This window comes from Dethiosulfatibacter sp., assembly GCF_983023055.1.
This window is the reverse complement of the sequence record NZ_CEZJXU010000305.1, coordinates 1-536: the sequence shown is the minus strand read 5'-3', so window position 1 is coordinate 536 and position 536 is coordinate 1. Positions and strand designations below refer to the sequence as shown.

Here is a 536-nt window from a genome sequence, read left to right as displayed (position 1 = left end):
AGCAGGAACTTTCATGGGTATGACAGTTGCATTCTTCAGACAGGGAGAAAGTATCCAGGTTCTTCTTGGATACCTTTATGACGGATATTCAGTAGATAGTGGACTTACATACATAGACAAGCTACTGAACAGAGGTGGTATCATGAGTATGATCAGTTCATTCCTCATAGTTTTCTCGGCAGCGGCAATCACAGGTATGTTAAGCGAATCTGGAATACTTGGAGCACTTGTTAAGCCAATGGCAAACAACTGTGAAGGTTCAAGATTCAAGACAGTATTCTATACACTGATTATTGGATATACTACAAACATGATAGGATCATCAATGCTTCTGGCAGAAATAGTTCCAGGAACAATCATGAAACCTATATTCAAGAAGAACAAATTAGCACCTGAAAACCTTTCAAGACTTCTTGAGGACAGCGGTACCCTTGGAGCATGGTTGATACCTTGGAATGCGAATGCAATATTTGGAGCCACTATGCTTGGAGCTTCTGTAGCATCATTCGTACCATTCTGTCTTCTATCTTGGATTT

Annotated in this window: 1 protein-coding gene; it reads left to right on the top strand. The window is 40.3% G+C overall.

The genetic code is table 11. The features are described 5' to 3' along the window. Positions 1-13 precede the first annotated feature (13 nt). Positions 14-536: Na+/H+ antiporter NhaC family protein (locus tag AC3AX0_RS10035; protein ID WP_487550154.1), on the top strand; the 523-nt coding region annotated here is incomplete at its 3' end.